Below are 25,905 nucleotides of genomic sequence, written 5' to 3' on the forward strand. Positions count from 1 at the left end.
TTTACGACCTCTTGGAGCGTGCCAAACGTAAAGCGTCTGCGTTTACTTTTACCACCATACCCGAATCGAGCTGAACGTGGACGCCGTCCTTAGCAACTTCAGTAATAACCGCTGGCATGGGCGCTTTACCTAATTTTACGGTAACCTTAGTGCCTTGCTGTAAATCACTGTCTGTCAATTTCGCCGGGGGTGTATTATTTGGTCTGCTATTTTTCGGTTTAGTTCCACGCTTAGCTTCAGCATGGTCCGAATTGGCAGATTTTTCACCTTTTGGACGATTAAATTGACGCTTATCTTTTCTGTTCGGCTGTTGAGCCTGCTTTGCTTTGCGCTTTTCAGCTGCTTTCGCTTTACTTTCTTCAAGCTGCTGCTGTGCGTGATCTGCGTGTTCCTTTTCAATTGCGTCGCCTTCTACACCGTCTAAATCAACACGGTGTGCACCTTCTTTGACGCTGTAAAGATAACGCCAGCTGTTGGTGTAATGACGCAATGTTGAACGAAGTAATGTTTTACTTACGCGTTCATCGCTATCAAGACGTTCGGCAAGATCTTGGAAAATACCGATCTTGAGTGGGCGAGCCTCGCCTTCAATGCTAAAACATTTGGGAAAGGTCTGTGCAAGGAAAGATATAACTTCCTTACTAGTGGTAAACTTCTCTGGTGATTCCATTAACTTTCTAAATTATTCAGGAGATTCATCGTTGCTTGCATCATCCCAAGTTGCCAGCGTGTGGTCAACCCAATCAAGCAATTCGTCGTCATCTATTTCTAATAAATGTTTATCTTGCTGCCAAGATTCCCATGCATAGTGCAAAATTTGTTCTAAACGCTGTGTTTCAATGTCTTCTTCAGACATGTCGTAAATTGCATGAAGGATGAAATTTAAACGTTCAGATGCCTCATCTGGGTCATCGTGAAAGTCTTCCATATCTTCAAAGGTCGACAACACTACATGAATATCTACACTTGATTTCATTATATCTTCTGTGAATCTAGTAAAACAGCGGCAATTTCAACTAAACCATTTTCATCTAGCTGAGAGAAACGATCGAATATTGGACTGTCGATATCTAACACCCCAATTAACTGGCCTTTGACAACCAGCGGGATAACAATCTCAGAATTAGATGCGGCATCACAAGCAATGTGACCATCGAATTCATGGACATCAGCAATGCGTTGAACTGTGCGAGTTTCAGCACTTGTACCACAAACCCCTTTACCAAGCGGAATACGTATACAAGCTGGCTGACCTTGAAACGGGCCTAACACTAACTGGTCTTCTTTATATAGATAGAAACCAGCCCAATTAATATTTTCTAAATTATTAAAAAGCAGAGCACTTATATTAGCCATGTTGGCGATGAGATCATGCTCTCCTGAAACCAGGCTTTTCGCCTGGTTTATAAGCTGTTCGTATTGTTGTTCTTTCAAACGGGATTCCTGCTATTGAACAATTTTAAAGGTAACATTTATTCTAGCTTCGACACGCTCTTGGCCCGGTAGTGACATCGACATGTCTTTCGCCATTACTTCTGCGCGCATAACTGGAATCGGCATATTGCCACCAGATTCAGAGATTGCAACAACTTCACCAACTTCCACGCCAAGTTCTTTCGCCAACAACTGTGCACGTTGCTTTGCATCTTTAACTGCTGCAATTAGCGCTTTTTCATATGCATTATCTTCACTTAATGTAATGAAATCAAAGTTGTGAATGCGATCTACGCCTCTTTTTAACACGCCATCTAACACTTTGTCGTACGTGTCTAAGGCGTTAGATGTTACTGTAATTTCACGCGATAAAGTGAACCCTTCTTGCTGACGGCCTTGTGGTGTTGGTACATAACGCGGATTCAATCGTACCTGCATACTCTGTATATGTGTTTCTTTTATACCCTGTGATAATAGAAACTTCACGATTGAACGTACATCGTTGTCTAGCTGTTGGTTTAATTTCCCAACCGTGTTCCCCTCTTCTTCAACTACTAAGGTAACTGAATACGCATTGGGAACTACCTCAATTGCACCGGCACCTTGAACGTTGATAACCGCATCATCGGCCCACGCAGCTGCACTTAAACACGAAGCGCCAAAAATTATTAGGCCTGCCGTCATACGCTTTACGCTTTTTGAAATTAGCATGTTATATCCTTTTCTTTTGACAAATAAACACGACCAACTTTACCAACATTCTCTGAATGTACGATGAATAAGACCGTTATAGTCCTATTTTAATTCATCAATGTAATTAGAGCGTGAATACTTAAATAGTATGCAGGTTTAAATGAAAAGTTGTGAGAGTATGCGTTAAGTAGCGCGTTTTTTTCGTTAATAAAAAAGGCTAACACGTATGGCTAGCCTTTATTTCAAATGCAATCTCGATTGTTCGACCGAATTCACGGTAATGAACACATACTTATTTGAGTACTTCCTTCAAGGCAGCTAGGCAATGATCTATGTTGCGAGGCTTACAAGCGTAACCCATAAGGCCGATTCTCCATACTTTACCAGCATGCTCTCCTAGTCCAGCACCGATCTCAAGGTTGTAATCTTGAAGCAGTTGCTTTCTGACAGATGCATCGTCAATGCCTTCAGGAATTTTGACGACGTTGAGTTGAGGTAATCGATACGCACTATCAACAGTCAGCTTTAATCCAAGTGATTCAAGACCCTGAGCAAGTTTTGCGTGACCATTTGCATGACGCGCCCATGCATTTTCAAGACCTTCTTCTTTTAGAATTAACAATGCTTCATACATTGCATACATACTGTTCACTGGTGCAGTATGATGATAGGCCCGTTTGGTACCTTGTCCCCAATAACCTACAATCAAATTCATGTCTAAGAACCAACTTTGAACTTTGGTTTTACGGTTCTGAATAACATGCACGGCACGGTCGCTGAATGACACTGGCGATATGCCTGGGACACAACTTAGACACTTCTGAGAACCTGAATAAATGGCATCTATGTTCCAGCCATCTACATCAAGTTCAATACCGCCAAGAGATGTAACTGCATCAACAATCGTTAAGCAATCATAACGTTGCGCTAGTTCACAAAGTAGTTTGGCTTCATTTCTAACGCCCGTAGATGTTTCTGCGTGCACAAACGCGAGCGCTTTAATGTCTGGGTTTGCTTTTAGTACCGCTTCAACCTCGTTTAAATCGGTTTGCTCGCCCCACGTATTATTAACTGTAAATACGTGAGCACCACAGCGCTCAGCATTTTCGACCATGCGCATACCAAAAACGCCGTTGATGCAAACAAGTACTTTATCACCTGGCTCAAGCAAGTTTACAAAGCAGGCCTCCATACCTGCAGAACCGGGAGCAGATAGCGGCATGGTAAGTGCGTTATCGGTTTTAAACGCGTACTGTAATAGCTTCTTTGTTTCATCCATAAGTTCTATAAACAAAGGATCTAGATGACCTAACGTGGGTCTTGCCATTGCGTTTAAAATTCTAGGATGCACATCGGATGGCCCGGGGCCCATTAAAGTGCGCTCAGGGGGTAAGAAAGTTGAAAGCGAATGCATAATCCATCCTTAAATTCATTAGAAAACGTGATTCAAAAATCACATACTACAACGAACATTAAAAGGCACAACCACCTGTAATGAACATAAACAACATGAATGCAATTTAAGCTATCACTTTTTGTCAGTGAATGTAGAGAAGAGGACTAACATGTTGAAATATACTTAATAGCATAGCAAAAATTAACGAAAAACAAGTGGTTTGACCAGAAGGCAAGGTTTTGAATTTTATTAAGATTTAATAAAGCAACCATTAAGAAAATATGATTTAACAAAAATATAGAGCACGATCTGTTTATATTATGACCAAATGTAATCTATAATACTTCAGGGTTTAACGAATTTTAGTAAACCTCTCCCTTTTGAAAAGTTAGCGCACGGCTCATTAATGAGCCATTCCCCTAGGCCCGGAACGCTTGTTCTGGGCATTTTTTCTTTCGCTCATTCCAATCAGTAGTATTAAACCAGTTTCTACTTAAACTAATTTCAATGTAGCTAAATAATGTGCACCATTTTCCACATAGTGTTTTGCTGACGCTTCAAGCTTACTTTCTACACTGCTATCCAGCGTTTTAACCACTTTACCTGGTGAGCCAACTACTAAGCTGTAATCAGGAATGACCATATTTTCAGTGATCAAGGCATTCGCCCCAATTATGCAGTATTTCCCTATTTTAGCGCCATTGAGCACCACTGCGTTTATTCCAATTAACGAATAGTCTCCTACCTCACAGCCGTGGAGCATTACCTTGTGACCTACTGTTACCCCGGTTCCTAGCGTTAATGGAATACCCTTATCAGTATGAAGCACACTTCCATCTTGGATATTCGTGTTTGTACCTATGGAAATTTTATCCATATCACCGCGCACAACCGCATTGAACCAAATACTGGCCCCTCTTGCTATATCAACGTTTCCAATGACATGGGAGCCTGGTGCGATAAATGTATCTGGCGCACAATTAGGTAATAAATTGTCTAATTGATACAACATAATGCTTTTTCCTTTTGCGTTAAAACCGCTTTACCTTTTCTTTTTCAGTCAACCTGTCTCATTAGACCTTCTTGCATTGTAGAGGCAACAAGTTCACCCGATTGGCTAAAAATTTGGCCTCTTACTAAGCCCCGTGCTCCACCGCTAAACGGGCTGTCCATCGCATAAAGCAGCCACTCATTCATGTTAACTGGGCGGTGAAACCACATTGCATGATCAATTGTTGCCATGCGTAACGATTTATTTGTTACTGCGATACCATGGGGCTGAAGTGACGTACTCAAAAAGTGATAATCTGATGCATAAGCTAATGCGGCTTGATGTAAGGTAAGCTGAGACGTTAATGTATCTCTTGATTTCATCCAAATGTAACGGGTTGGCTCTCTTTTAACCGGTTGGTATGAGTTTGCTGCGTCGATAGTGCGAATATCAACCGGTTCATGATAGCTCAAAGCTTCACGCATAGGTCGTGCAATCTTGTCATAATGTTCTTGGTAAAACTCGAGATCTGACTGTACCTCTTCTGGCGGTGGAACATCCGGCATTACCGGCTGCTGGTGATGCATACCGTCTTCAGACAGCTGAAACGACACTGTCATATAAAAAATATTCCGACCATTTTGAATCGCCTTCACACGCCTTGCTGAAAAGCTTCTTCCATCCCTCACTATTTCAACGTCGTAAACCACTGGCTTTTGGGCATCACCAGGTAAAAGAAAATAGGTGTGAAAGGAATGAGCTACTCTGCCCGCCTCAACAGTTTCATAGGCCGCAGCAAGGGCCTGCCCTAGTACTTGTCCGCCAAAAAGCGCTCTGAACCCTAAATCCCAACTTTGGCCGCGGTATATGCCTGCTTCAACTTTTTCTAATTCAAACAACGATGATAGTTTAATCTCAGACATATTCTTCTTTCTCTTCAGTTGCTGCTTTTGGATTTCTTGGATAGTACTTTTCTGGTAATTTGGCTTTGTGTTCAAAAAAGCGCGTATCTTTATAGGGTAACTTCATAAACCCTGAAATGCCTAGCCCTTTTATGTTAGGAATTTGAGTTACCAGCTCAGACAATAATGTTTTAAAAACGCAACTCTTGGTTGTGATCGAGCAACGTATAGTAGTTATGTATTTTCAAATGGTTAGGTAAAGCTTCAAATATAATGCAACCAGTATGGTGGATAGTATTGAGTTGCTTTATGGTTTCAATGGTTTCATCGGGTAGCTTTAACAACTCGTCGGGATCATCCCCATCTTCAAAATAAGAGTGTGTGCGACTATCGTCTTTTTGCGATGAAATTTTAGATAGTTCGTAGGGAATAAAAAGGTTGTCTTCAGGGATGAAAGGAACGTTTTCATGTTCTCTGTCGATGTGTAATGTATTTTTCGCATTAAACATACAGCACTTGAATACTGCTGATTTGTGTATTGCCCTAGCTAAGTTTATGACGTTGTTTACCGCAAGTTCAAACGCATTTTTTAATGTTTCATCGTACAAGTTAAGGCTTGAGTCAACATAAATGCCCTCGGGCTCCCACCTTACAGCCATTCCACCCACAACTGGATATTTTCCAAGTCGACTAATGGCCGAAACAAACGCTTTTTCTGTATCTCCCATGCCTTGGAGATAGTTTTTGTAATAGCGATCAAATTGCGCATCATCAATATAACGTAGCTCGTTAGCATCTTGCTCACCCAAAATAGCTTGCTGTCGCAAGTAGGACTTACGAGAGCTATAAACAACCGTTTCTATGCTGTCTTTTGAATGCGATACCCACGTTGGAATTAGCGGAATATATTGATGCGGCTTATCATCAGTGAACACCATATTCTTTAGAACGTGAAGATTGTTAAAGAAGTAATCCCCACCCTGCCTTCTTTTTTGAGGCTCTTCGCTGAGCATGTATTCAAGAATAGATGCTAGCATTTTTGGAAGCCCAAGCGAATTAGGTGTGATCACCTTGCTTCCATATCGACAAGATTGACCAGATGCTAGCGCATACAACGTGCTGGCCAAGCCTTGCTCATCGAAACGAGGGCTTGAGAGCGCGCCATTTAGTTGCTCTTCACCAATGAAATAAACATCGCCAAGACGCGCATTGGTTTGATGCAGTTCACCTGACATCAAATCCATTACGTTATTACCCACGTACTGACCTGCAGTATCTGTTTGGGCAAATACCGAGGAGCCCCAATCGATAAGATTAGCGGTTTCTGACGTATCGTCCCAAACAAGGTTAGAAGGTTTAATGTCCCCATGGACAATGGGTTTTACTTCGCCATTAACCGTATAGTCCCGAAAACTTGCCAGTAACTCTCCCATTTGTACTGCTATTTTTACGATAATTCTTGGGGAAAGTGGACCTTGTTTCAAACTTACTTTTTCTAAGTCTTCACCCGGTGCTCTGCCCATCACCAAAATAGACTGCTTTCTAATTTGTTGATATTCAATAAAACGCGGGACAAACTCGTGATGAATATGAGAAAGCATGAACGCTTCCTCTTCTAACCTATCCTGAACATGTTGGGGCAAGGTTATACGAGAAAACTTAAACACCCGATGCTCGCCATCAGGTGCACTTCCTGCAAATGCAAAACCGAATGCGCCTTTTCCCAGTAGCTCAATATCCCTATATCCCAATGTTTGCAACTGATTGATACACAAGTTCACCCAGTCTTTTAACTTTTTGGCATCAGCGTGTGACAGTAGATATATTGACTGTTCATCGGGAATATAGAAGTGCTTGAGGCCTTTTAACTCAGACATACAATTTTTATTAGTTATCTTGATTCAACCACTGTAATGACGACGATGCTGACTCCCCCATAAGTGGCGTTATCTCATTTAACACGTCACTTAATTGCTGATCGAGCTGCCAAGGAGGATTAAGAACCAATACCCCTGAGCCGTACATACCTGCATCTGTGGTATTCTGTGACACACAAATTTCCGCTTTAAAACACGGCGTGCCTAATTCCGCTAATTTATCACACATGCTTTCACTGGCGCCGTGCTTAGCTCCAGCTCGTTCTGAGAGAAGCGGATACCACACCACTATTTGCGCTTGCTGCCAGCGCTTGAATACAGATTGAATTCCTTTTACTACGTCAAGGTATTCGCTTGCCTTTTCGTATGGAGGGTCGATAAGAATTGCACCGCGGTTGGGTTTAGGAGGCGTCAATGCTCGCAGCCCCTCGTAACCGTCACGTTTATGCACATGACTATTAGGTTTTCTCAGTTTGCCAATATAACTATTAAGTTTATTGAATTCTGCTGGGTGTAACTCCATTAAGTGTAAAACGTCACTGTCGCGCTTTGCTTGAGCACTTATAACTGGTGAGCCTGGATAGTGATTTAACGATAAAAAATCATGGCATAACGCAAGATAATCGTTGAGTAGTGGCTGTCTAACATCTGCGTCCATAAATCGGGAAATCCCCGATTCGTACTCTTTGTTTTTTGTCGACATGGCATCAGCTAAGTCGTAACAACCAGCCCCAGCATGAGAGTCGTAGAGCGTGAATGGTTTGTCTTTCTTTTTAAGCGCATTAATGACACCTAGCCAGCATAGGTGTTTTATGACATCGGCATGATTGCCTGCATGGAAAGCGTGTTGATAACTAAGCACAATACCTCGGTGTAAAACAAATAATAACAAACATTAGAGCACAGTCTCGCTATCATACATTGAAGCGGTATTCAGGTACATAATACAAAAAAGGCTAGCATTGATAAGAATGCTAACCTTTTATATTTTCTACTACGCCCTTTACTAAGCCTCTGTCAAAAAAGAGCGATGTTGTTAAACCGGTGGAATTACTTCAAATGCATTAGCATTTTCTCTGGTTGCATTAAATAACTCATCCATAGGTTGTTAAAACGAACCATGGTTGCGCCGTCTATAAGACGGTGATCGCCGGACCAATTCACTGCCATTATATGCTGCGCAGTTACATTTCCATTGTCATCAAAACGAGGGAGCTTCTGAGTTTTACCTAACGCCACGATGGCAGCTTCAGGTTTATTGATAACAGGTGTTGCCGTTATGCCACCTATTGCACCAATATTGGAAATACTAATGGTACCACCTTTTAAGTGCTCTCCAGCCACTCTGCCATCTCGCGCTTGTTCGATAATTTGCTGCATTTGCTGCGCTATATCTAACAACGATAAACGTTGTACACCTTTGATATTTGGCACAAGTAAACCAATTTTTGAATCAACAGCAAAGCCAATATTGTGATCATCGAAATAGGTTATTTCGGTTGCATCTTCATTGAGCTGACTGTTAATAATTGGAAATTCGTTTAATGCAAGTGACATTGCTTTGACGAAAAACGGCATGAAACTGAGTTTTACACCCTTTTCTTCGAACGCAGGCTTCAAGGAACTTCGAAGTGACATCAAATTATCCATCACTAACTCATCACTTACCATGAAATGCGGAATAGTATAAACAGAGGCCGACATTTGCTTAGCCATAGCTGCTTGAATACCTCGCACTTTTTCAGTACGTGTTTGCCCCGCTACTGATGCATTCGCTACCTGACTTGCTTGAACGTTATTTTGTGTTGTGTGCGCAGATTCCACTTTGTCCGACGGTGGTGCGCCATTTGCAACATTTGCAATAGACAACACATCCGTTTTTAAAATACGGCCTTTTTTGCCTGACCCTTTCACATTGTTGAGGTCTATACTGCGCTCTCTTGCAATGCGTCTAACTGCAGGGCTTGCAAGCACTTTACCTTCGATAACTACAGGTGGTTCAAAAGAGCCATCCTCAAACTTATCGCCCTTTCGGTTATGCGTAACCGTGACATTGGTATTTTCAATGTTGCTTGCAGCACTTGAATCCGCATTAGACGCTACCGATTTGGCCGGTGATAATTGCTCGTTCGCACTACCGCTTTCTACCGCAAGTGCAAACAATGGGCTATGCACTTTAGCTATATCACCTTGTGCATAATACAGCTTGTGCACAACACCTGCATTTTTAGCTGGAATTTCGACTACGGCTTTGTCAGTCATGACTTCAACCACAGCCTGATCTTCCTCAATAACGTCACCTTCAGCTACATTCCACTTTACAATTTCACATTCTACAATTCCCTCACCGATATCAGGTAAAATGAAATCTTCAATATTGGAATTAGTATCTGAATGTGAACTTACAGTTTGTTCTGGAGTGCTTTCTTGTGAGACTTTTTGAGGCGCTTCATCGGCTGCTTTATGAGCAACATTTTCATTAGCCTTTTCGTCATCAGGTGTCATTGAAAACAATGGCGCATGCACTTTAGCTATATCGCCCACTGCACAGTGAAGTTTTTCTACTTTACCTGCGTGCATCGCAGGTATTTGTACGGTGGCTTTGTCTGTCATTACTTCAGCAACAGGTTGATCTTCTTCGATGTGTTCACCTTCAGCAACCAACCATTCAAGTAACTCACATTCAACAATACCTTCGCCAATGTCCGGAAGAATAAATTCAATTGTCATGCTTTGTTCTCCCTAATTAATAATGCAACGTACGTTTAATGGCTTCATAGGTCTTGGTCTCATCCGGCATGTATTCTTTTTCATGCGCTAATGGATAGGGCGTGTCTAAGCCGCACACACGTGCTATAGGAGCTTCAAGATACAAGAAGCAACGCTCTTGAATTGTGGCCGTAATTTCACTTGCAAAACCACCCGTTAGCGGCGCTTCATGATTTATCAATAAGCGCCCTGTTTTCATTACTGATTGCATGACCGTTTCTACATCCCACGGCAATATGCTGCGCAAGTCGATAATTTCGCAAGAAACGCCATCTTCAAGGGCCATTTCAGCGGCCTTTTGCAAGATTTCAATCTGTGCTCCCCAGCCCAGCAAGGTAATGTCACTACCTTCTTGCACGATATCTGCTTTACCTAGTGGTAACTCGTAGTCTTCTTCAGGCACATCCGCCACAGAAGCGCGATAAAGTCGCTTTGGCTCCATGAAAAGCACAGGGTTTTTATCGCGTATAGAGGCTAATAAAAGGCCTTTTGCCTGATATGGATCACGAGGAATTACAATTTTTAAACCCGGGCAATGTGCGAAAAATGCTTCAGGAGATTGACTGTGATAATGGCCGCCAGCAATACCGCCACCATAAGGTGTACGAATAGTTAACGTACCTACATCAAACTGGCCACCAGAGCGATAGCGCCACTTTGCGGTTTCATTCACAATTTGATCAAACGCTGGAAAGATATAATCGCCAAACTGAATCTCGGCAACTGGAACAGAACCCTGCGACGCTAAACCATTAGCAAAGCCTATGATACCTTGCTCTGTAAGTGGCGTGTTAAAACAACGGGCTTTACCAAACTTCTCTTGAAGGTGGCTAGTTGCGCGAAATACACCACCAAAATGCCCAACGTCTTCCCCAAACACCATGACTTTTTCATCTTCGGTCATTGCAGTGATGAGCGCGTTATTAATCGCTTGTAATAAGTTCATTTTAGCCATTATTTAACTCTCCCTGCCGTTTTAGGGTACATCTGAGGATATTTCTTAATATGTGTTTTTAAGGAACTTAGCTGTTCTTTAAGGTGCCAAGGTGGGGTGTCGTATACATCTTCGACAATATCATCAATAGGGCAAACATCGGTTTTTTCACAGTTCTTCAGTGCTGCGAGTACATCTTGACGCGCTTTGTCTACTTTTGCTTGGTTTTCTTCTTGATTGAACCACCCTTTAGACGTGAGCCACTTTGCCATTCTCGCAATTGGATCTTTAGCGCGCCATTTGTCTTCCTCTTCTCTAGAACGATAGCCAGTTGGGTCGTCCGAGGTGGAGTGCGCGGCAAGGCGATAGGTCATTGCTTCTATAAGTACTGGGCATTTCTCTTCAATAGCAATGCGGCGAGCTTCTTTAGTGGCGGCATATATAGCTAGTGCATCATTACCGTCAACGCGAATGGTCTTAATACCATATCCAAGACCACGTGAGGCGATACCGTCTCCAGCAAATTGCTCTTCAGCTGGCGTAGAAATGGCGTAACCATTATTTCGACAGAAAAAGATAACTGGGCAATTTAGCACTGCTGCCATGTTTAGGCCCGCGTGAAAGTCACCTTCTGAGGCGGCGCCTTCACCAAAGTAACAAATAGTCACTACGTCTTTTCCAGACATCTTTTGACCATATGCATAACCAGATGCTTGAGGAATTTGGGTTCCTAAAGGCGAAGAAATGGTCATAAAGTTGAGTGCCTTGTCACCATAGTGAATAGGCATTTGACGCCCCTTGTTGGGGTCGTCTTTGTTACTGAACATCTGATTCATAAATTGTTCAGTGGTGTAACCGCGATAAGCTAATGCACCCTGCTCGCGATACTGAGACATAATCATGTCATCTGCGGATAATGCAGCAGCACTAGCAACCGAAGCCGCTTCTTCACCTGTGCTCGCTAAGTAGAAGCTAATTCTACCCTGTCGCTGTGCTCCAACCATACGTTCATCTAAAACGCGGATATATTCCATTGCATTATAAATTTTTAATGCTTCTTCTTTTGACATTGAAGGCTCAACCGCGTTTTCAAGTAACTCTCCTTCAGCAGAAAGTAATTGAAGCATTGGGATGTCTATCACCCCTTTTGTAATAATTTCGACCGTATTTGTTGTTTTTACTGTGGCCAAATGATTTCTGTCTTTCACAATGAGTCCCCTTAAAAAATGAGGGTGGTAAGCGATTAGAATTATTACACTATGCTAGTTGAGAAAGTGAAGGAGTGTCCTTTTTATTAGAATGCCATTTTGCGGGACTTAGAAATAAATTCACTCAAAATTGTGAGTATATCGGGATATATGTCCTAATAAAGTAAAGCATATGTAAAAACAATGATAACAAGATAGGATGGACATCTTTTTTGACAAGGAATGTAATATTTTAATCCAAGCCCTTGTGTAAACCATATTTTGAGCTAACTACAAGAAATGCTTATTTAAAATACAAAATACCTTCAAGCTTTTTAGTAACTTTCAAATTAATTCTTCATTGCAAATGTAACAATTTGTGTAAATTGTTTAATTCAGAAATACCCATTACAAATGCGTATAAAGTGTGCTAGAAATAATGTGTCCCAACGATAATTGGTATCTTAAAAAAGGCGAATGACCTTTAAAAATACCTTCAGTATTAAAGATGTTGGGTTCCAGGGAACTTTTCACACGAGAATAATTATGAAAAAAACATTATTAAGTACGGTAGTAGCAACCGCACTCGCGGGCTCTGCCTTCGGCGCATACGCCATCTCTAATGCAAGCCCTATAAAAGGTTTCAGCGTTGAGCAGCAAAATGCGATAGAAGCATCTTTTGACAAGAAAAATATTCTGGCTAATGCCATTGAAGTTAACTCAAACAGCGTTCGCGTTATTATTCAGTTAAACGACGCTCCTATGGCGCAATTTGCTGGTGTTAACCCAAGTGTTAGCAGCGCATCTGCACACAAAGGTCAGAAGGTAAACTTCAAATCTAACGCTGCTAAGGAATACAAATCATTCCTTCAGGCACAACAGAAATCTGTAATTCAAAGCATTAAGGCGATTGACGCATCGTTTAAGTCTGATTTGTCTTATACTGCTGCATTCAACGGTTTTGCTGGTATCGTATCAAAAGATGCGCTAGACAGAATTTCAAACCTTGCTTCTGTAAAAGCGGTATATCCTGATGTTGTTCACCATGCTCAAATGGATGCAAGTTTGGACTTGATTGGTGCAGTTCAAACATGGGAACAGTTTGGCGGTAAAGAAAGTGCCGGTGCAGGTGTTAAAGTTGCTGTTGTTGACAGTGGTATTCGCCCTGAAAACCCATTATTCAGTGGTGAAAACTTCACTGCACCTGATGCGTCAACGCTACCTACAGATGACTACTGCTCAGAAGATCCTGATTTTTGTAACGACAAACTGATCGTGGCGCGTGCTGCGCCAGTTGTTGAAGGTTTCGATGTTGTTCCAGAAGAGCACATGAGTCCACTTGGCTTCAATGGTCACGGTACTCACGTTGCTGGTACTGCCGTTGGTAACTACGGTGTAATGGCTGAGCGTGATGGCGCTGAAGCTGAAATTTCAGGTGTTGCTCCAGCTGCGTACTTGATGGTGTATAAAGGACTATATGCTACACCAGCAAACCCAGCATCATCTAGTGGTGCTTCATCAATGCTACTTTCGATGCTTGAAGCTGCACTTGAAGACGGTGCAGACATTGTAAACAACTCTTGGGGCGGTGGTGCTGGTGGTACGCCTAGCAGCTTCTACGCAGGTGTATTTGAAGCGATGAACGACGCTGGCGTTGTAACTGTATTTGCTGCAGGTAACGATGGCCCAGGCGACACAACAATTGGCTGCCCAGGTTGTGATGAAAACGTAATTACTGTCGCTAATACAACCACAGGTCGTTTGTTCGCAAACGAAGTCACTATCGAAGGTGACTCAACAATTGGCACTATTCCAGCGCTTTACACTGTTGGTAACCCTGACATTGTATTTGATACTGACCTGACTGCTCCGGTTGTTTACGCGTCTGAAGTTGAAGCTGAAAACGTTGAAGGTTGTGAAGCGTTTGCAGATTCTTCAGCTTTCGAAGGCTCTATTGCACTAATCAGTCGTGGTTCTTGTGGCTTCGTAGATAAGATTGCTAACGCTGAAGCTGCGGGTGCTGTTGCAGTACTAATCCACAACGTTGATGGCCGTGGTGAAGCTCCTATCCTAATGGGCGGCTTGAGCCCAGATCAAACTATTCCTTCACTTATGCTTCCGGCTACACCAGGTCAAGCACTTGCTAATCTTGCTGTTGAAACTGAAGGTGCGTTGAATGTAACTATTGGCAGCGAAATTGTACGTGTGGTATCTGACAGCCTTGCTGATATCATGAACGAGAGCAGTTCACGCGGTCCGGGTGGCGATCCTACATTCCTTAAGCCAAATATCGCAGCACCTGGTACGCGTATTTTCTCTGGTGAGTCTCCTGAAGCACCAGGGCATGAGGGTGAGAGCTTCTCATTCAAAAACGGCACATCAATGGCTTCTCCTCACGTAGCCGGTGCTGCCGCTTTACTTAGACAAATGCACCCAGACTGGACTGCTCAACAAATCAAGAGTGCGTTAGTTACGTCTTCAATTCGCGATGTATTGAAAGAAGACGCATTAACACCAGCTGACAACTTTGACATGGGTGCAGGTCGTTTGGATCTGCCACGCGCGACAACGGTAGAGCTTACTTACAGCGACTTGAGCTTAGTTGAAAGTAACTGTTATCTATCATGTGAGATGTCAATCACTGTTACTAACACGAGTGATTCTGATGTTACCGTTGATGCTACAGCAATGTTCAATGACCCAGCAATTTCTGCAACAGTTACACCTGATGTTGCAACGCTACCTGCTGGTGCTTCAGCTGAAATTACGGTTTCAGTAGACGTTACCACAGCATCTACAGGTTCATGGTCATTCGGTGGCATCAACTGGTCAGATATGGATGACACTACTGCGGATTACTTTATCCCAGTTGCGCTTTTCCCAATCAGCAGTGATTCACCTGACTTATTCTCTAGTGTAGTAAGTGCATCTGTTGCTAGCGAAGGTGAAGTGGTTGTAACAGAAATTTCTGCTAACAATACTGATGTAACTGGTTTGATTAGTATTACAGGTAGTATCGATGACAAATACGATATCAACCCGTCTTCTATCACAGCGGTTAAAAATGGCAACCAAGAGCCTGTATCATACAATGCAGAAACCCGTGAAGTTCATTGGGAAGGCGCGCTAAATACGGCATCAATGAATATGTCTCCTGACACAGAAATTGGAGATATGCTTGAAGGCTTTGGTCTACCGCGTTATACACCAATGCCTGCTCTTGGTGTAACGCCACTTACATGTTCAAGCACATGTGACGATGCGTCTATTCCAATTAACTTGCCAGTTCCTATTACTTACCTAGGTGAGCAATACACGACAATGCAAATCTCATCTAACGGCTATGTATCTATGGGTACAAGTTCGGGTAACATGACAACGCCGTTCCCAGATATTTTGCCTAGCCTAAATGAGCCAAACAACGTTATTGCACCTTATTGGACTGACTTTGACTTAGCTGGCGGTGCCGGTGGCGGTGAGATCTACGTGGCAAGCCTAAATACTGGTCCTGGTCATTTAGTCGTTGAGTGGGCAAACGCACAACTATGGAACGAAGAAGACACAAGCTTTAGCTTCCAGCTGTGGTTTAACTATGAAACAGGTGCTATAAACTTCGTTTATGGTCCTATGGATGCTCCTGTTTACGATTCTGTTGTAGGTGCAGAAAACATTACTGGTAGTGTTGGTACTACAATGGGAGCGTTTACAACTTCAGGTGCAATAGGCGTAATGCCAGCGGCAGGTGATGAGTACTCATTGTCAGCAAATGCTGGTGACTCAGTTTCAATCAGCTTCGCTGGTGAAGTTGTTGATTCAGCTGAACTAATGGATGATATGCTACACGTTAACGAAGATGCTTCTGTTACAGCGAACATCTTAGCAAACGAAATGGACAGCACTATCATCAATGGCTTTACCATGTCTTCGCTTGCTGGTGATTTCCGTACGTTCTCACCTATCGAAATTGATAAAGCTGACCTTGACCTATCATCTGTTGAAGTGTCTACTGCGCCAGCTAATGGTTCAGTAACCGTAAACGACGATGGTACGGTAACTTACGCACCAAATGCTGACTTCTTCGGTACTGACTCATTCACATACACCGTACGTGAAGAAAGTACAACTGATGCAGAAGACAATGTTGTTCTTGGTGATGTTGTTGGCGAAGGTACAGTTACTGTTGCAGTAGCAGGTGTTCAAGATGCGCCTACTATCTCAATCAACGCACCTTCAAGTGTTGATGAAGGTAGCTCTTACACTGTAACTGCTTCTGCGTCTGACGCGGACGGTGACGATGTAACTATTATGATTAATGGTGTACAAACTACGTCGCTAAACGGTACAGCGCCAAGCCATGAGCAAGCTTCAAGCATTTCAGTAACGGTATCTGCCACAGACGGCATCGATACTACAACTGAAACAGTAAGCATTAAAGTTAACGATAAGAGCGGTGGTTCTATGGGTTGGATTGCCCTACTTCTAGCGCCAGCTGCGTTCCTACGCAGACGTTTTAAGCGTTAATTTACTTTGATGTAAATAGTAAGAAGGCCGCTTATTAGCGGCCTTTTTTGCTTGATTAGTACAACTTAATATTGATGTGGATTTTTATTTATCTCACCAACCCCAATGACACATTATGGTGAATTAAGCCTTTTCTATTGCTCGCCATGCGTTAACCCTTGATAATTTTCGCTAAGCTTTTTATTTGGCTGAACACCCAACTCGCGTAGCTTCTCTACTTGCCGCACTATATTTCCCCTACCATTATTAAGTTTATTCATAGCACCTTGGTAGCTTGCATGTGCGTTATCTAGCGACTTACCCACTTTTTCCATTTCTGTAATAAAGCCCACAAACTTATCGTATAACTTAGCGCCTTGTTCTGCGATTTGTTGAGCATTTTGGTTTTGGTATTCGTACTGCCAAATGTTATTGATAGTTCTGAGCGCAACCAATAAATTAGTTGGGCTTACCAACATAATATTGTTATTAAGTGCCATGGTAACCAGGTCTGGCTCTTCTTCAACCGCTAATAGAAAAGCAGCTTCTATTGGAATAAACAGCAACACATAATCAAGAGTCTTTATTTCTTTTAATGCTTGGTAATCTTTATTTCCTAACCCTTTAATGTGGCCTTTAATTGACGCTACATGTTGAACAAGGTATCGCGATCGCTCATTATCATCCTCACAATTAAAATAGCGTTCGTAAGCGGCCAAACTTACTTTAGAATCAATGATGACATCTTTATCATTAGGTAGATGAACTACCACATCAGGCTGGTAACGTTTGCCATCATATGATGTTGCATTTACTTGTGTATCAAATTCGTGGCCCTCGCGCAGCCCTGACTCCTTTAATATTCGCTCTAAAACCACTTCGCCCCAATTACCTTGCTTCTTGTTATCACCTTTTAAGGCATTAGTGAGCGCAGCTGCTTCTGCGGTTATTTTCTGGTTTAGTTCTTTTAAACCAAGAATTTCTGTTTTTAAAGATGCCCGTTCTTGGCCTTCTCTTATGTGCTGTTCAGAAATTTGGCGTTTAAAGCCTTCAAGGTCTGACTTAAAAGGGGCCAATACTGCTTCAATATTGTGTTTAGTCTGCTGGGTGTAATGATTCTGCTTTTCTTCGAAAATTTTATTGGCCAAGTTTTCAAATTGAGTTTGTAGACGTCTCTCTGATTCTGCCATGGTGTTTATTTTGTCTTCATGGGCTTCAAGTAACGCGTTTATTCTATTCTGCTGTGCCTCATTTTGTGCTTGAGCTCGTGCAAGCATTACACGTTCATTGTTCAGTAGTTCCTTGAGTTCATCATTTGAAGCTGCTAGTTCTTTTTGATGTTGAGAGTCTTGTTTAAGTTGTGCATTTTGCTGGTTTAACAGCAAGAGCTCATTTTGAACATTTCGTAATTCATCTACTTTTCGTGCTAAGGCTCGTCTTGAAAAATAAAAAAGCGCAAAAGATAAACATGTTATGGCGATCAAAAAGAAAATAAGGCTGGATATAGCAGGTGACTGGAATGACAAAATTTCGTTAAGCATAGTACTTTTCAACACTGTTATTTTGTACAGCACTATAAACAAAATTCACAAACAAAAACAGGTACACAAGGTACCTGTTTAATTATTTATGTATGAATGTCAGCGAAAACCGCCACTTACACTCTATTTAGACAGTGTTTTGTCTAAATCTTCTATTTTAGCTTTCCATATTGCAGGGCCAGTTTTGTGTGCATTTGCACCTGTACTATCCACAGCAACTGTCACAGGCATGTCTTCAACGTCGAATTCGTAAATGGCTTCCATTCCCAAATCTTCGAATGCAACAACGCGCGACTTTTTAATTGCCTTAGAAACTAAGTATGCAGCACCACCAACAGCCATTAAGTAAACTGCTTTGTGTTTTGCAATTGAATCTACGGTAGCAGGCCCGCGTTCAGCTTTACCAATCATACCAATTAGACCGGTTTGCTCTAACATCATATCGGTAAACTTATCCATGCGTGTAGCTGTAGTAGGGCCAGCTGGGCCTACTACTTCATCACCTACAGCATCTACTGGGCCAACGTAATAGATAAAGCGGTTTGTTAGATCAACCCCTTCAGGTAGGCCTTCACCGTTCTCCATCATTGTCTGAATACGTTTGTGCGCCGCGTCGCGACCTGTCAGCATCTTTCCAGATAAAAGGACTGTCTCACCTACTTTCCACTCTTGAATGTCTTCTTTAGTAACTTCATCAAGATTAACACGACGTGTATTTTCGCTTACTTCCCATGTAACTTCTGGCCAATCTTCTAGTTTAGGTGGGGTAAGTTCAGCCGGGCCAGAGCCATCAAGATAGAAATGGGCATGACGTGTAGCAGCACAGTTAGGGATCATGGCAACGGGTTTAGATGCAGCATGTGTTGGCATAGACTTTATTTTAACATCCACTACCGTGGTCAAACCGCCTAGACCTTGAGCACCAATACCCAATTTGTTCACGCGCTCAAATATCTCTAAACGCAACTTTTCGTCAGTTGTTTGTGGTCCGCGTTCAATAAGTTCTTGAATGTCTACAGGATCCATCAGGCTTTCTTTGGCTAGTACCGCTGCTTTTTCAGCGGTACCACCAATACCTATACCTAGCATCCCTGGCGGACACCAACCGGCACCCATTGTCGGTAATGTTTTTTCAACCCAATCAGCAATATCATCACTTGGATTAAGCATTACCATTTTAGATTTGTTTTCAGAACCACCGCCTTTAGCTGCAATCATTACTTCAATCTTATCACCTGCCACCATATCTAAATGTACAACAGCGGGCGTGTTGTCCTTGGTGTTTTTACGTGCACCAGCGGGGTCTGCAACAATTGATGCACGCAGCGGGTTATCAGGATTGGTATAGGCGCGACGCGTGCCTTCATCTACCATCTCCTGAACTGTCATATCTGTTTTATCCCATGTTACACCCATACCTACTTTTACAAAGCAAGTAACAATACCTGTATCTTGGCAAAGTGGACGTTTACCTTCCGCTGACATACGCGAGTTAATAAGGATCTGCGCCATAGCATCTTTTGCAGCTTGGCTCTGCTCTTTATTGTACGCTTCCTCAACGGCTTTAACGTAATCTAACGGGTGATAATAAGAAATGAACTGTAGGGCATCTTCAATGCTGTCAATGAAGTCTTGTTGACGGATAACGGTCATGACATCCTCTTTTTATTGAGCTTTCGTGGTCTTAGCTTGGTAAAAAAGCGTATACTAGCGCATCTAACGACATCGCACCATGCAAAACCTAGGGTGTATATAGAATTCTAAACATTTCATATACGAATAAGTGAAGCACAAGTGACGTGTTGGTAGCGCGCTTAAAATCACATTTTAGAATATCAAACAATATTCGTTGTAGTAACGCACACAGACACTGTGAAAATAAGTAAAAATAATCTATGTCACATACCCCTTTAAATATTCAAGTAACTCCCATAAAACAAAAAGCCTTGTGTGAATTGCTTAATAAAAACACAACGCCCACTGAAAACCTGTTTAATGCGCTTTTTGAAAAAATAGCTCATAAACCTTGGTCATTGCTTCTTGATACTTCTGGCTCGAGTAAAAGTGATGGCCGATACAATATTATGGTATTTAGCCCACATCGTGTTGTCGAAGCAAAAAATGGTGAGGTTTTTGTCACGGAGCCTTCGTCAAATACGAGTCACAGCGTATCCGAAGCACCATTTGAAGCGACACAGAAATACTTGCATTCTTATGTCGAGGGCGCAACGCTATCTACATCAATAACGCAAACTCAAGATTTGCCATTCATTATTGGGGTTGCAGGCATGGCAGGTTACGATTCAGGTAGATTTTATGAAGTTCTACCCTCACAAGCTACGAGTTGCTATGCTACGCCCGACTATTGCGTGGGTTTGTATTTATATTCACTCATTGAAGACACGCACACTGGAGAATTTTTCTATTGTTCTTGCGACGGAAGCACCTTCCCAACAATTTTTGAAGAAGAAAATGAAACAGAAGCACTAGAGGCATTTAAACTGACATCATCATTTTCTTCTAATCTTACGCGTGAGGAATACACAGACAGATTGACCAAAATTGGAGCCTATTTGCGCGCAGGTGATTGTTATCAAGTTAATATGGCGCAGCGTTTTAGCGCAACCTTCAAAGGTAATATGTGGCAAGCCTACAGTGAGCTTAGAAAGCAAAACCAAGCCCCTTTTTCCGCCTATTTTTGTACGCCTTACGGAAGTGTTGCTTCTATTTCGCCCGAGCGGTTTTTAAAAGTGAAATCGGGATGTATTGAAACAAAGCCGATAAAAGGTACGCGACCTCGTTTTGAAGATCCAGAAGCCGACCAGAGAAGCGCTAATAGTCTACTGTCTGCTGAAAAAGACCGTGCTGAGAATTTAATGATAGTCGACTTACTGAGGAACGATATTTCTAAACATTGTGAGCCCCACACTGTTAAAGTCCCTGCTTTATTTGCACTTGAGAGTTATCAAGCCGTTCATCATCTCGTAAGTACAGTAACGGGCAAATTAAGAAAAGACGCCTCTCCGTTAACGTTACTAGCCAGTGCATTTCCTGGTGGATCAATTACCGGGGCTCCGAAAATTCGGGCTATGGAAGTGATTGATGAATTAGAGCCTCATCGTCGAAATATCTATTGCGGCAGTATTTTTTATATGGGTTTTCGAGAAGATATGGACTCTAGTATTTGTATAAGGACAGTACTTGCAGAAAATAATACGCTTTACTGTTGGGCTGGCGGAGGTATTGTTTTAGACTCAGATCCAGCAGATGAATATCAAGAGACCTTAGATAAAGTATCGAAAATTATCCCCGTTTTATCTTCGCTCAATAGTAACCTTACTGAAAAGTGATTATTGATTACCTATGACAAAAAACGAATTTCTTGAACAGTTTCATCATATGCGTGTGCCCCATGTAGAACCAGACTTTCCCTTAAATCACGCGGGACGACCTGCGGCTGTACTTATTCCCCTTGTCGATTATGGTAATAGTTTAAGCTTGTTGTTAACTGAGCGTGCACACCATCTAAAGCATCACCCAGGGCAAATTAGCTTTCCTGGTGGCGCGGTAGAAGCAACTGATAAAACTGTGATAGATGCTGCACTACGCGAAGCTTACGAAGAAATAGGCCTGCCAGCCAAAAACGTAGAAACTGTTGGGAAATTATCGCCATACCGTACAATTAGCGGTTATGAAATCGTACCTGTGATTGGTTTTGTAAGCCCGAATTTTTCTCCAATCATTGATAAAAATGAAGTTGAAAGTGCATTTGAAGTTCCGCTCTCTCATGTTTTAGCGCGCAAAAACCACTTAGTTCACACAACTCATAGAAATAACCAATCTTTCCCTATCTACTTTATTCCTTGGAAAGAGCGTATGATTTGGGGCGCTACAGCAGCCATGTTGCGAAATCTCTCCCATCACATTCATCCATAACGGTTTGTTTATCTTTATCGAGGAAACCACACCATCTCGATTGTTGCTGGAGAGGTGCTTTCATCAACAATACGTTTAATGCATAGGTGTCTACGCTCTAGGGGCTGTTGATCTTTGGTAATTTTTTAATTAAGTGTAAAGTTTGTTTACCAATGACCATTAGCAAAACTAATCATATTATTAGGATTTCTGTATTGTAGTTAGTGAAGCAGAAATGCATGATCACATTATTATCTTATAAGTTTTGAAAAGTTATGATCAGTGTTTTTGACATGTTCAGTGTGGGCATAGGGCCCTCAAGTTCACATACTGTTGGCCCAATGAAAGCAGGCGCTGAGTTTGCTAATGAACTGGCGCAGCAAACTGAACTTTTTGAAAAAATAGACAATGTTAAAGTTGAGCTTTATGGCTCGCTTGGACAAACAGGCATTGGTCACGGTACAGGAAAAGCCGTTATCTTAGGCCTTCTAGGTGAAACACCAGAAGATGTCGATGTAGATAGTATTGATGCTAAGCTAGAGAATATAAGAAACACAGAAACACTGCTTTTAAACGGCAGTAAACCTGTTCACTTCCCTAATAAAAATGCCATAGTGTTCCACAGACGTAAAACACTACCAAAGCACGCTAATGCACTCACCTTTTTCATGTATGGTAATGATGAGTTACTTGCACAGCAAACGTATTACAGTATTGGTGGCGGTTTTATCATTAAAGATGAAGATTTTGATGCCACCAAAGCCCATGCAGCATCACTTCAAGCATCTGTTCCTTTTCCTTTTAAAACAGCGGAAGAGCTACTTAATTTATGCAAAACCAACGGGTTAAGTATTAGCTCGCTTATGCTTCGTAACGAATCTACCTTTCGTCCAAAACATGAAGTGAAGCAACAATTACATAATATTTGGCTTGTAATGAAAGCGTGCATTCAACGGGGCATTGAAAGTGAGGGTATTTTACCTGGAGGCTTAAAAGTGGTGCGCCGTGCGCCTGGTCTCTATCGTCGCTTACAAACAGAACATACGAATGATCCTATGCAAACTATGGATTGGGTTAATTTGTTTGCACTTGCCGTGAATGAAGAGAACGCTGCCGGTGGCCGTGTTGTAACTGCGCCAACAAACGGAGCGGCGGGCATCATACCTGCAGTAATGCAATACGTTGATAAGTTTATCCGCCCTGTGGATGAAGAAGTTGCTAGTCGTTTTCTGCTTACTGCTGGTGCTATAGGTATTTTATACAAGGAAAATGCGTCCATATCTGGCGCAGAAGTTGGTTGCCAAGGTGAAGTTGGTGTTGCCTGTTCCATGGCGGCTGGCGCTTTAGCTGAAATTATGGGTGGTACTGCTGCATCAGTTGAAAACGCGGCTGAAATCGGTATGGAACACAACTTAGGCTTAACCTGCGACCCAGTAGGTGGTTTAGTTCAAGTGCCGTGTATTGAGCGAAATGCCATGGGTGCAATTAAAGCAATTAATGCATCTCGTCTCGCACTACGTGGTACTGGAGAGCACAAAGTATCTCTCGATAAAGTAATAAAAACCATGCGTGATACAGGGAATGACATGAAGACCAAGTACAAAGAGACGGCACGAGGTGGTTTAGCCGTAAACATAATCGAGTGTTAGTTTTTGCAAGCGTACACATTCTTTTAGTACATGCTTAAAAATTAAAAAAAGGGGCGATCGCCCCTTTTTGTTAAACGCAATACAACGCCGAATAAAACTATTTGACGGGTAATGTAACGCCTTTAAACATTTTCTCAACTTCATCATTGTTTTTAAGCATCATTGCTTTTTCCACTTTATCTTTGGTTAAATGTGGCGCAAATCTCTCGATAAAGTCATACATGTAGCTGCGTAAAAATGAACCTTTTCTAAATCCAATTTTTGTAGTGCTGTAATCAAACAAGTGACTTGCATCTATCTTAACTAGGTCGTCATCAAGCTCATCACTAACCGCCATTGATGCAATCACACCGATACCCACACCCAAACGCACATAGGTTTTTATTACATCAGCATCAGTTGCTGTAAATACAATTTTTGGCGTTAGTCCAGCACGTTCGAAAGCTTGATCTAACTCGGAGCGGCCAGTAAAACCGAAGACATACGTAACCAATGGATACTTGGCGATATCGCTAATATCGATACTTCCTTTTTTCGATAAAGGATGGTCTTTGTTTACGATGACACTTCGGTTCCAGTGATAACACGGCAACATGACTAAATCGTTATATAAATGCAGTGCTTCAGTTGCAATTGCAAAATCAGCCTCGCCTTTAGCTGCTAAATCGCTTATTTGCGATGGTGTACCTTGATGCATATGAAGTGACACCTTCGGGTACTTACTCATAAACCCTTGGATAACGTCAGGTAACGCATAGCGAGCTTGGGTATGGGTGGTGGCAATGTTCAATTTGCCTTGATCAGGAAGTGTGTGCTCTCGTGCAACCGCTTTAATACTCTCAACTTTAGCGAGTATCTCTCGGGCTATATTAATCACATCATTACCAGCGTCGGTTACATGTGTAAGGTGTTTGCCACTACGACCAAAAATTTGAACGCCAAGCTCATCTTCAAGCATTCTAACTTGTTTACTGATACCCGGTTGCGAGGTATATAAACTCTCTGCAGTGGCAGACACATTCAAGTTATTGTTTAGCACTTCTACGATATATCGTAGTTGTTGTAGTTTCATTTTAAACACCCTTTAAAGCGAGATGATTACACTATACTCTTTTCGTTATAACCAAAACTACCTTTTTTACTAGTTGCTATTACAAAAGTGCCATTATAAAGTGACATTTTAGTGAGTTAACACGTGAATATGATGAAGTGCTCCTCGGTTTTAGCATTAAAATTCAAGCAAAGCAGCGTTAGCTAAACTAATTTGCGTAATTTCATCTTATTTTATTCGCGTTTATGACGATTCTTCTACATTATGTGAAATGTCAAAATTAGCTATGAATAGAAAGCACAATGAGTGATTCGAAACAAGTTACATCATCGATAGATTTTTCATCTGTACTAGCAGCTGCTGTACACGATATGAAAAACTCACTGTTTCTCCTCATACAATCTATTGAGGCGTTAAGCGAGGCCATACCTCAGGACAATCACAATGCACAGGAGCAAGTGGCAAATGTACATTATGAAGCATCACGCCTTAACACCAATCTTGTCCAAGTTTTATCGCTCTATCGCGCCGAGTTAGAAAGCCTACCAATCACCGTAGACGAGAGTTTCATAAAGGATCTAGTAGAAGATGTTGTTGGCTCAAATACCGTTTATGTAATTCAAAAGGATATCGACATTGCCATCGACATAGACGATGATTTAAGTTGGTACCTCGACCAAGAACTTATCTATCTTTTATTAAATGACGTCATAATTAATGCCATGCGCTATGGCACATCAAAAATTTTGATCAGCTCCAACATAAAGGAAGACTTTCTCCATATCAAAGTTGAGGATGATGGAAGCGGTTATCCCATTGCAATGCTTACTAAAAGTCACGAAACCCTTAACGATTTTGAACTCAGCCAAGGCCGAACTGGTTTAGGGCTTTTCTTCGCGAAATTGATTGCCAATGCCCATTCACAAGGGAAACGAGCTGGTAATATTTCTCTTTCCAATGGAGGAAAATACGGTGGAAGTGTATTTGAAGTAAAAATACCGTAGTATGAGTCGATAAGTAATGTAAGAATAAACACTTGGTCGCGTAAAGCACTAATGTAAAAAAT

At 41.9% G+C, this 25,905-nt stretch carries 19 protein-coding genes and 1 pseudogene; 5 read left to right on the forward strand and 15 right to left on the reverse strand.

What is annotated here, in order from left to right:
* Position 1: 1 nt before the first annotated feature.
* The 12 genes and pseudogenes from proQ to EYR97_RS07355 all read right to left on the reverse strand — a co-directional run bounded on the left by proQ (position 2) and on the right by EYR97_RS07355 (position 12,204).
* The gene (proQ, locus tag EYR97_RS07300) at positions 2-670 is read right to left on the reverse strand and encodes an RNA chaperone ProQ (protein WP_131093193.1); all 669 of its coding nucleotides are present in this window, start codon (positions 668-670) and stop codon (positions 2-4) included.
* Between the two features lie 12 nt (positions 671-682).
* Positions 683-976 carry a hypothetical protein gene (locus EYR97_RS07305; RefSeq protein ID WP_131093194.1) on the reverse strand — a complete coding sequence of 98 codons (294 nt, stop codon included), beginning with the start codon at positions 974-976 and terminating at the stop codon, positions 683-685.
* Entirely contained in the window at positions 976-1,434 is a 459-nt protein-coding gene (locus EYR97_RS07310; protein ID WP_131093195.1) for a GAF domain-containing protein, read from the reverse strand. Before EYR97_RS07310 ends, EYR97_RS07305 begins: the two co-directional genes overlap by 1 nt.
* A gap of 12 nt (positions 1,435-1,446) precedes the next feature.
* Positions 1,447-2,145, reverse strand: a complete 699-nt coding sequence (locus EYR97_RS07315; RefSeq protein WP_131093196.1) for an SIMPL domain-containing protein — start codon at positions 2,143-2,145, stop codon at positions 1,447-1,449.
* A 274-nt stretch (positions 2,146-2,419) separates the two neighbouring features.
* Positions 2,420-3,541, reverse strand: coding sequence for an alanine--glyoxylate aminotransferase family protein (locus tag EYR97_RS07320; RefSeq protein WP_242634945.1), 1,122 nt, complete (start codon positions 3,539-3,541; stop codon positions 2,420-2,422).
* Positions 3,542-4,016: 475 nt separating this feature from the next.
* Positions 4,017-4,535, reverse strand: coding sequence for a gamma carbonic anhydrase family protein (locus EYR97_RS07325; RefSeq protein ID WP_131093197.1), 519 nt, complete (start codon positions 4,533-4,535; stop codon positions 4,017-4,019).
* Between the two features lie 44 nt (positions 4,536-4,579).
* Positions 4,580-5,437 carry an acyl-CoA thioesterase II gene (gene tesB, locus EYR97_RS07330; RefSeq protein WP_131093198.1) on the reverse strand — a complete coding sequence of 286 codons (858 nt, stop codon included), beginning with the start codon at positions 5,435-5,437 and terminating at the stop codon, positions 4,580-4,582.
* Positions 5,430-7,293 (reverse strand): annotated as a pseudogene (locus EYR97_RS07335) (protein kinase domain-containing protein). Before EYR97_RS07335 ends, tesB begins: the two are co-directional and overlap by 8 nt.
* Positions 7,294-7,303: 10 nt before the next feature.
* On the reverse strand, positions 7,304-8,155 hold the full coding sequence (locus EYR97_RS07340) for a 23S rRNA (adenine(2030)-N(6))-methyltransferase RlmJ (RefSeq protein ID WP_131093199.1): 852 nt from the start codon (positions 8,153-8,155) through the stop codon (positions 7,304-7,306).
* Between the two features lie 188 nt (positions 8,156-8,343).
* Positions 8,344-10,023, reverse strand: a complete 1,680-nt coding sequence (locus EYR97_RS07345; RefSeq protein ID WP_131093200.1) for a dihydrolipoyllysine-residue acetyltransferase — start codon at positions 10,021-10,023, stop codon at positions 8,344-8,346.
* Positions 10,024-10,039: 16 nt separating this feature from the next.
* On the reverse strand, positions 10,040-11,017 hold the full coding sequence (locus EYR97_RS07350) for an alpha-ketoacid dehydrogenase subunit beta (RefSeq protein WP_131093201.1): 978 nt from the start codon (positions 11,015-11,017) through the stop codon (positions 10,040-10,042).
* Positions 11,017-12,204, reverse strand: coding sequence for a thiamine pyrophosphate-dependent dehydrogenase E1 component subunit alpha (locus EYR97_RS07355; RefSeq protein ID WP_131093202.1), 1,188 nt, complete (start codon positions 12,202-12,204; stop codon positions 11,017-11,019). The genes EYR97_RS07350 and EYR97_RS07355 overlap by 1 nt, the downstream gene beginning before the upstream one ends.
* A gap of 525 nt (positions 12,205-12,729) precedes the next feature.
* Between EYR97_RS07355 and EYR97_RS22600 the strand changes: the two genes are divergently transcribed.
* On the forward strand, positions 12,730-16,704 hold the full coding sequence (locus EYR97_RS22600; RefSeq protein ID WP_165478003.1) for a S8 family serine peptidase: 3,975 nt from the start codon (positions 12,730-12,732) through the stop codon (positions 16,702-16,704).
* 134 nt (positions 16,705-16,838) lie between these two features.
* Here EYR97_RS22600 and rmuC read toward each other — a convergent pair whose 3' ends face one another.
* Positions 16,839-18,224, reverse strand: a complete 1,386-nt coding sequence (gene rmuC / locus EYR97_RS07365) for a DNA recombination protein RmuC (protein WP_131093204.1) — start codon at positions 18,222-18,224, stop codon at positions 16,839-16,841.
* A 123-nt stretch (positions 18,225-18,347) separates the two neighbouring features.
* Positions 18,348-19,877, reverse strand: coding sequence for a fumarate hydratase (locus EYR97_RS07370; RefSeq protein ID WP_131093205.1), 1,530 nt, complete (start codon positions 19,875-19,877; stop codon positions 18,348-18,350).
* Between the two features lie 242 nt (positions 19,878-20,119).
* On the opposite strand from EYR97_RS07370, the gene pabB reads away from it, so the two are divergent.
* The 3 genes from pabB (at position 20,120) to EYR97_RS07385 (ending at position 23,788) form a co-directional block, all read left to right on the forward strand.
* Positions 20,120-21,574 (forward strand): aminodeoxychorismate synthase component I, encoded by a 1,455-nt coding sequence (gene pabB, locus EYR97_RS07375; RefSeq protein WP_131093206.1) that lies wholly within the window; start codon positions 20,120-20,122, stop codon positions 21,572-21,574.
* 13 nt (positions 21,575-21,587) lie between these two features.
* Positions 21,588-22,160: a CoA pyrophosphatase gene (locus tag EYR97_RS07380; RefSeq protein WP_131093207.1), complete on the forward strand. Its 573-nt coding sequence runs from the start codon at positions 21,588-21,590 to the stop codon at positions 22,158-22,160.
* A gap of 254 nt (positions 22,161-22,414) precedes the next feature.
* The gene (locus EYR97_RS07385) at positions 22,415-23,788 is read left to right on the forward strand and encodes an L-serine ammonia-lyase (RefSeq protein ID WP_131093208.1); all 1,374 of its coding nucleotides are present in this window, start codon (positions 22,415-22,417) and stop codon (positions 23,786-23,788) included.
* Between the two features lie 97 nt (positions 23,789-23,885).
* Here EYR97_RS07385 and cysB read toward each other — a convergent pair whose 3' ends face one another.
* Entirely contained in the window at positions 23,886-24,860 is a 975-nt protein-coding gene (gene cysB, locus EYR97_RS07390) for an HTH-type transcriptional regulator CysB (protein WP_131093209.1), read from the reverse strand.
* Positions 24,861-25,141: 281 nt separating this feature from the next.
* Here cysB and EYR97_RS07395 point away from each other — a divergent pair, with 281 nt between their 5' ends.
* Complete coding sequence (locus EYR97_RS07395) at positions 25,142-25,843, forward strand: sensor histidine kinase KdpD (RefSeq protein ID WP_131093210.1); 702 nt, start codon at positions 25,142-25,144, stop codon at positions 25,841-25,843.
* Positions 25,844-25,905 lie beyond the last annotated feature (62 nt).

The sequence above is a fragment of the Alteromonas sp. KUL42 genome (assembly GCF_006538325.1).
In the GTDB taxonomy this organism is placed as follows: Bacteria; Pseudomonadota; Gammaproteobacteria; order Enterobacterales; family Alteromonadaceae; genus Alteromonas.

Coding starts and splice junctions, on each gene's coding strand:
- cysB (WP_131093209.1), bottom strand. CDS start 24,860: ATGAAACTACAACAACTACGATATATCGTAGAAGTGCTAAACAATAAC.
- EYR97_RS07380 (WP_131093207.1), top strand. CDS start 21,588: ATGACAAAAAACGAATTTCTTGAACAGTTTCATCATATGCGTGTGCCC.
- EYR97_RS07320 (WP_242634945.1), bottom strand. CDS start 3,541: ATGCATTCGCTTTCAACTTTCTTACCCCCTGAGCGCACTTTAATGGGC.
- EYR97_RS22600 (WP_165478003.1), top strand. CDS start 12,730: ATGAAAAAAACATTATTAAGTACGGTAGTAGCAACCGCACTCGCGGGC.
- rmuC (WP_131093204.1), bottom strand. CDS start 18,224: ATGCTTAACGAAATTTTGTCATTCCAGTCACCTGCTATATCCAGCCTT.
- EYR97_RS07305 (WP_131093194.1), bottom strand. CDS start 976: ATGAAATCAAGTGTAGATATTCATGTAGTGTTGTCGACCTTTGAAGAT.
- EYR97_RS07385 (WP_131093208.1), top strand. CDS start 22,415: ATGATCAGTGTTTTTGACATGTTCAGTGTGGGCATAGGGCCCTCAAGT.
- tesB (WP_131093198.1), bottom strand. CDS start 5,437: ATGTCTGAGATTAAACTATCATCGTTGTTTGAATTAGAAAAAGTTGAA.
- proQ (WP_131093193.1), bottom strand. CDS start 670: ATGGAATCACCAGAGAAGTTTACCACTAGTAAGGAAGTTATATCTTTC.
- EYR97_RS07325 (WP_131093197.1), bottom strand. CDS start 4,535: ATGTTGTATCAATTAGACAATTTATTACCTAATTGTGCGCCAGATACA.
- EYR97_RS07395 (WP_131093210.1), top strand. CDS start 25,142: ATGAGTGATTCGAAACAAGTTACATCATCGATAGATTTTTCATCTGTA.
- EYR97_RS07350 (WP_131093201.1), bottom strand. CDS start 11,017: ATGGCTAAAATGAACTTATTACAAGCGATTAATAACGCGCTCATCACT.
- pabB (WP_131093206.1), top strand. CDS start 20,120: ATGTCACATACCCCTTTAAATATTCAAGTAACTCCCATAAAACAAAAA.
- EYR97_RS07345 (WP_131093200.1), bottom strand. CDS start 10,023: ATGACAATTGAATTTATTCTTCCGGACATTGGCGAAGGTATTGTTGAA.
- EYR97_RS07370 (WP_131093205.1), bottom strand. CDS start 19,877: ATGACCGTTATCCGTCAACAAGACTTCATTGACAGCATTGAAGATGCC.
- EYR97_RS07315 (WP_131093196.1), bottom strand. CDS start 2,145: ATGCTAATTTCAAAAAGCGTAAAGCGTATGACGGCAGGCCTAATAATT.